The following is a 6,198-nucleotide window of genomic DNA, read 5'->3' on the forward strand; positions in this document are numbered from 1 at the left end:
TGACAAAATGGATATTAAAGAGTTTAAAAGATTGATTTCCGGAATGGCTGAACAACTGGCACATCAACTCCGCCAGGAAAAATCTTTATCTGCTACGGTAGTTGTGAATATCAGATATGCCAATTTTGATACAGAAACGAAATAATGTTATGTAGCCTATACATCTGCAGATCATCCATAACTTTTCATTTATATTTCACCATTTACAGAATTATGTAGTTTTAAAACTACATAGATAGGATGCAATACTACATATATGGTAATTTATTTTTACACAGTAAGCTTATTTTTTTTGTTTTCTCTGTTTTAAATTTGCACTATCAAAATGAATGAGTTTAATTCTTGAAAACAAGAGAACCATTAATTCAGTAATAAAAATGCAAATAGAAGAAAAGTAAAATATATTTAAACTCTTAAAAATAGTAACAGAAGCCATCCGTAGAACACTACATCTATCTAAAATTACACGGCCTTTATAAAGATTTTAATTCCACTTTTTTGTTTATTCTTAAACAAAGAATCTCGTTTTTTCTTATTCCATTTCAACGTAAAGGTGTGTTGATCAGTTTTGTGCTGGTATTGGCCAGGTTTAATTGGATTTACTTAACAGTCCTATATTTTTCACTTCAAAAGTTTAAACACTAAAATTAAAGCAATGAAAAAAAATTTAACAACTTTATTAACAGCAGCCCTATTGGTAGCCTCTTATGGCATTTTTGCACAGAAAGCAGGGGTAGGGATTAACACTACAGCACCTAATTCCACATTGGATGTCAATGGAAAACTAGGAAATACTGATATTGACGGACTTCAGGCACCAAGACTTACCCGCGCACAGCTTTCGGCTAAAGGAGATACTCTTTACGGAACCAATCAAAAAGGAACATTGATATACATAACAGATATTTCGGCTGGTGATAATACAGGACCCAGGCTTAATATCGACAGTATTGGGTATTACTATTTTGATGGTACAGTATGGCAAAAACTGATCTATAATAATATTTATAATGCAGATGGTACTCTTACCAATACCAGAACGGTTACTCAGGATGGAAAGGATCTGATATTCGTGAATCAACAAACTACAACCATTAATAATAGTGCCGGCGTTGGTATAGTGCAGGATTCTGGTATAGGAACAAGATCTTCAATGGGATTTTCTAATAACGGAAATTATTCTTTATTTATCTATTGTGATACCAATTCGGCAGCACAGATGCTAGCTACAGGAAAAAGTACATCCCTTTCTTTAGGAACCAGCAGTACACATGTTCCTACCGGAATAGATTTTATAACAACATCGGCTGGAGATGCTTTAGGCCAGGTACGAATGCATATTTCGCCAGCAGGGAATATTAGAGCAATTAATAATCTGGCAGTAGGGCATGGTACGGAACCTGCTTTTGGTTCAGAAAAATTAAATGTAAACGGAAGTATTAAAACTGCTACAGCTACTTATCCTGATTATGTATTTGAAGAATATTATACTGGGAAATCTTTACTGAATTCTAAATATAAATTTTTGAATATTTATGATACTGAAAAATTTATCAAAGAGAACAATCATTTACCTGGTGTAACTTCTATTAATGATTTAGCAAAAACGGAAAATGGCCTTTATTCATTTAATTTATCAGAGCTTTCAACCCAGACTCTGGAGAAGGTAGAAGAACTTTATTTGCATGTTATAAAGCAGCAAGCACAGATTGACTCTCAAAGAGGACAAATTAATGAACTAATTAACCTGACCCAACAATTACAAAAGAAAACTAAATGAAAAAAACATTTGTAACAATTGCTATAATAACTTTACTATTCTGATAGAATACAGGATATTAAAAAAAACGGAATACCTATTCCGTTTTTTTTATACCCTCAATGTTATTCCTCAGCAGGTCTTTTTTGACAAACCTAAATATTGGGCGCTTATCTAGGCTTATGTATCTTGTTTTTATCTCCTAACCTTACCAGATCAACGGTGTTTTTAATATTCAGTTTTTTATAAATTCTCGATTTGTAAGTGCTTACAGTAGAAAGATGAAGATTTAACTCATTCGATATTTCAATATTTCCATAACCTTTAGCCAGCAGATCAAATATTTCCTTTTCTCTTTCGGATAAAGTTTCCAGTGGATTAATGGGAGTATCTTTTTTAGCTGATAAAACCAGCTTTTTTACAATATCCTGAGAGTAATACGTTCCCGTTTCAAATATTTGCTGAACTGCCTCAAGGATATTGTTTTCATCCGATAGTTTATTAATATATCCATCAGCTCCCTCAATGATATACTGTACAGCAATATCATCGTCATATACTGAAAAAACAAGGATTTTGAGATTGGGTTGTATTATTTTTATTTCATCAATCATATTCAAATATTTGCTTTCCGGCATATTGATATCTAAGATGAGCAGGTCAAACAACTCTGCGCATAGTTTTTCTGTGAGTTCAGTATAGGATTCTGCACAGGAAATTGTTACATCTTTGTAGTGAGATTCAAGAATTAGGGTAGTACCTAATCTTACCACGAAGTGATCATCTGCAATAATAATTTTTCTAGTCATTTTTTGTTTTTTAATTTAATTCATATTATCGTTCCGTTGGGTGTATTATTTTTAAATTCAATTTTACCATTGATCCTCATGAGAAGCTGTAGAATAATAGGCAGTCCTAAACTGTGTTTTTGTAAAATAAGTTTTTCATAATAGGTCATTTGTTCTTTGTTTATTCATTTCCGTGTATCTTTTAGCTTCAGAAAAAATTCCTGCTATCTTCAATAGTAGAAAGTTCTATGATTCCATTAGTGGTGTTTTTAACTACATTATCTATGAGATTATGGATAGTAACAGCAATCACATTTTGATTGTTTTTTGTGCGAGTTGGATCTTTAATATTGTTGATAATAAGAGGATTTTGCTCTTTAGCTGTAACCTTAGAAAAAGCTTTTTTAGCTTTTATTACCTCATAAATGTTATAAATTTCAGCGTATTCCTTTAGTGGTTTCATAAAATTGTAAAAATCTACAGAAGATGTGTAGAAACTTTCGAAATATTTCTTTTGTATGCAATGATCATGTTCGTCAGTTTCATAGAGCTTTTGTGCTGTAATGGATAATTTTATGGGAGTAATAGTAATAATATCATGACATATTGTCTCCAATATTTTTTTCTGCCGCAAACTCTCTTTTCGGAACTGTTCCTTGGTATATTCATGTTTTGAAAATGTTTTTGATAGTTTCCGGCTTCTTATTGCAATAATTTCTTCAAGTTCCTTTATGTGGACTATTTTTTTATCAAAATAAATGAAGACGTCTTTATGATCTGTTTTTTCCTGAGTTCCATTTTCTACAAATAATCCATACAACTTGATTTCATGTAATGCTGTTTTTGTGCAATTGTTCTGATGATTTACAGTGCTTACATTTCTTTTGCTAAGTAAAACAATGGTTTCAGTATAAGCCGTAAAATCATAAATAGAATCTTTTTCAATATTTCCAAAAAATGCAGAAAACCTCTTATTTTTAAGCTTAAAATGATTATAGGTTACAAAATTATTTCCATCATGACGTACTAAGCCGCTTTCCGTACTCAGCCATATAAATCCGTATTTATCTTTAATGATATCTTTTACACTATTCTTGGGAAGTCCATTATCTGTGTCATACCATACAGAAGCTGCTTCTTGGCTATAGCAAAGTTGTATCCATAATAGGAATAGCAATATGAATGCTTTAAAAGACATTGGTATAAATTAAAGTAGTTGATGCATTTGTGTTTACTCTGTTCAATTAATATAAATGTAGTAAAAATTATTCATTGTTTAAAGAATTAAATGACATTTATAAACTACATGCGGTTAGATTAAAAATGACAACGTTAGTAATGTATCTTTACAGTAATTATTTTATGTTTTGTCAATGTTATCAGATATTTGCAGTATAAAATTATTACTTTCTTTTAGTGATTTAAGTTTATCATTTATTCATGTAATCTAGAGTAAAATTTTAATTTTATTTCACTTATTTGTGATTTTAATTCGCTTGTTTAATTAAAACAGCAAGTTTATATGATTAAATTTTGGGTTAGAATAAATTGATCCTAAATAAAGAAAAGATGAACAGTAAGTATATATGTATGAAGAAGAATGGGTATGATTAAGATCGCAAAAAGCACACACTACATATACCAGACTGTATTTTTTGCACAAACCGGAAGTATAGGGATCAATATAATATTATTTCTAAAAACATTCCGTATAAACAGACAGTCACCTGTTAGAGATCTGCCGATTATTGCTGCTAAACTTCTAGAGTTGCTGCCATAAATGCAGAAAAGTTTAAACCCGTTGATCCAAACGATTTTATTGTAAACAAATTTGATAGTGTAGAATTGTTATATGGACTAGAAAATTTGCATCAGGACAAAATCTTACCAACCCGGTTTTATGTAAAATTGAAGGGTACAGTCCAAAGGATATAGTTATTAGATGAATTAAGATTTTTAATTACAGTTTCGAATTCGTAGCATGACACTTTCCGCCATTTGGTTTTAAAAATATACAGATAGGATATAAATAAGAATAGAAAATTTTAATAATTGAATGTTAATGAAAATAAATAATAAAAAAAGAGTAAGTCAATATATGATTTCTCAGTTAATTATATTGGCGTTGCTTTTATTGACTATTACTATTCACATGTATTTGGGGTACAATTCAGTTTTAGTAATTTTATTCGTAATAGCATTACTTGTATATGGACGGTTAAAAAACCAGTTTATATTCGAATATGAGAATTCAGGACAGGTGATTTCCATTAAAAGTTATCAATGGTTTTCAGGTGGGAAAAAATATCAGGTCTTTGAAATGCCACAAAAAAAAATTGTAAGGATAGAAATAAAGGAAAGGACTTTTCGTAAATATTTAATAATTCTTTTTTCAAATTCTTCAGGCAGGATATTAAGAAGAAATATTGATATTACTTTTTGTAGTGAGAATGAAACTCAGCAGCTTTTAGGAGATATATCCAACAATTTAGTAAAAGAAAAATCAGGAACTTATTTCTTATAAAAGTAAAAGATTTTGCTTTTTGAATACAGATAAATTTTAAAAGCGGAAAATTTCAAAGATATTCATATTGGTGATTTGGTATATGAGAATGTAAATGAACAAGATATTGATATGAGCAGAATTTGTAGATTATTACATTCAACAGAAAATGAGATGCTGGAAATGTATTCTATGATATCATTGGATGTGGATATACTTCTAAAATGATCAAAACTATTGAGATATGATTTTTTTTCTCTATCCCACCCATTTTATCCTGTACCCTCCGGTCGCCAGACACAATAAAAATGAAGGGAGGTCAAAACTACCTCAGTTCCGGAAAAGTTTATATACAAAGGAAATGATAGACTATATACTGAAGCTCTTGAAAGATAAAAAGAAGACTCCTGTAGAAATCATGGATCATTACAGGATTCCCAAATCAACATTGAATAAATGGAAAAGCAAGAACAGATAATAAATACAGGACCTGATTATAAAAGGATTTATCACGATTTTATAGAGTCTAAATGCCCGGATAAATTGAAATATGTAAAGCGATATCTATCAAAAGAAATAATGTCTTTATCTGATATTTTGAAAGTTAATAATATTATATTTTATGATAGATTATCTGAAAATCAAAAATTCAAATCCTATGATAAACAAACTATTTTTGAAATTCTTGATTATCAAAAGAGGTATAAATTAAGTAATAGTCAGTTAGCCAGACATTTTAAATTAAGCAGAAATACCATTGCAAAGTGGAAGCGTATATTTTAAACGAATTATATTAACGGTAGATTTACCTTGTTTTTATCTAAGTTTTAAACAGTATCTCCAGCAATATTTATTATTAATTTCCACGGCATAAAAAAATTAATAGCTTTAGTACTCTTATTTACAGACATTAAATTTACAGGTAATATGTTTGACTTCAAACATTCCTTTTTTAAAACTTAATAAGATTAATGATTAAATATTACATAAAAATTGTAGCGATTCCTAAAAATTGAAAATGCAAAACTTAGAATGAAATTTTTGATTTAAAGTTTTGGTAGTGTTTCACTAACTGTGTAAGTTAAAAAGTTATTCTGGAAAATTTTGAGCCCTCATAGCTCAAAAAATTTTACGGAAATAACTTTTTA

7 protein-coding genes are annotated in these 6,198 nt (G+C 29.6%); 5 read left to right on the top strand and 2 right to left on the bottom strand.

Annotation, left to right across the window (positions count from 1 at the left end; translation table 11 throughout):
• Positions 1-7: 7 nt before the first annotated feature.
• Positions 8-145 (top strand): DinB/UmuC family translesion DNA polymerase, encoded by a 138-nt coding sequence (locus BW946_RS21735; protein ID WP_262484578.1) that lies wholly within the window; start codon positions 8-10, stop codon positions 143-145.
• Positions 146-655: 510 nt separating this feature from the next.
• On the top strand, positions 656-1,780 hold the full coding sequence (locus BW946_RS20395) for a hypothetical protein (RefSeq protein ID WP_076597926.1): 1,125 nt from the start codon (positions 656-658) through the stop codon (positions 1,778-1,780).
• Positions 1,781-1,929: 149 nt separating this feature from the next.
• On the opposite strand, the gene BW946_RS20400 is transcribed toward BW946_RS20395, so the two are convergent.
• Together BW946_RS20400 and BW946_RS20405 are read right to left on the bottom strand one after the other, a co-directional pair.
• Positions 1,930-2,568: a response regulator gene (locus tag BW946_RS20400; RefSeq protein WP_076597927.1), complete on the bottom strand. Its 639-nt coding sequence runs from the start codon at positions 2,566-2,568 to the stop codon at positions 1,930-1,932.
• A 187-nt stretch (positions 2,569-2,755) separates the two neighbouring features.
• Complete coding sequence (locus BW946_RS20405) at positions 2,756-3,745, bottom strand: hypothetical protein (protein WP_076597928.1); 990 nt, start codon at positions 3,743-3,745, stop codon at positions 2,756-2,758.
• A gap of 864 nt (positions 3,746-4,609) precedes the next feature.
• Between BW946_RS20405 and BW946_RS20410 the strand changes: the two genes are divergently transcribed.
• The 3 genes from BW946_RS20410 (at position 4,610) to BW946_RS20420 (ending at position 5,833) form a co-directional block, all read left to right on the top strand.
• The gene (locus tag BW946_RS20410) at positions 4,610-5,071 is read left to right on the top strand and encodes a hypothetical protein (protein WP_076597929.1); all 462 of its coding nucleotides are present in this window, start codon (positions 4,610-4,612) and stop codon (positions 5,069-5,071) included.
• Between the two features lie 223 nt (positions 5,072-5,294).
• Positions 5,295-5,528, top strand: a complete 234-nt coding sequence (locus tag BW946_RS21740; RefSeq protein WP_228402668.1) for a hypothetical protein — start codon at positions 5,295-5,297, stop codon at positions 5,526-5,528.
• Positions 5,507-5,833 (top strand): transposase, encoded by a 327-nt coding sequence (locus BW946_RS20420; protein ID WP_076597930.1) that lies wholly within the window; start codon positions 5,507-5,509, stop codon positions 5,831-5,833. Before BW946_RS21740 ends, BW946_RS20420 begins: the two co-directional genes overlap by 22 nt.
• The last annotated feature ends 365 nt before the right edge of the window (positions 5,834-6,198 follow it).

This window comes from Chryseobacterium sp. RU33C, assembly GCF_900156015.1.
In the GTDB taxonomy this organism is placed as follows: Bacteria; Bacteroidota; Bacteroidia; order Flavobacteriales; family Weeksellaceae; genus Chryseobacterium; species Chryseobacterium candidae.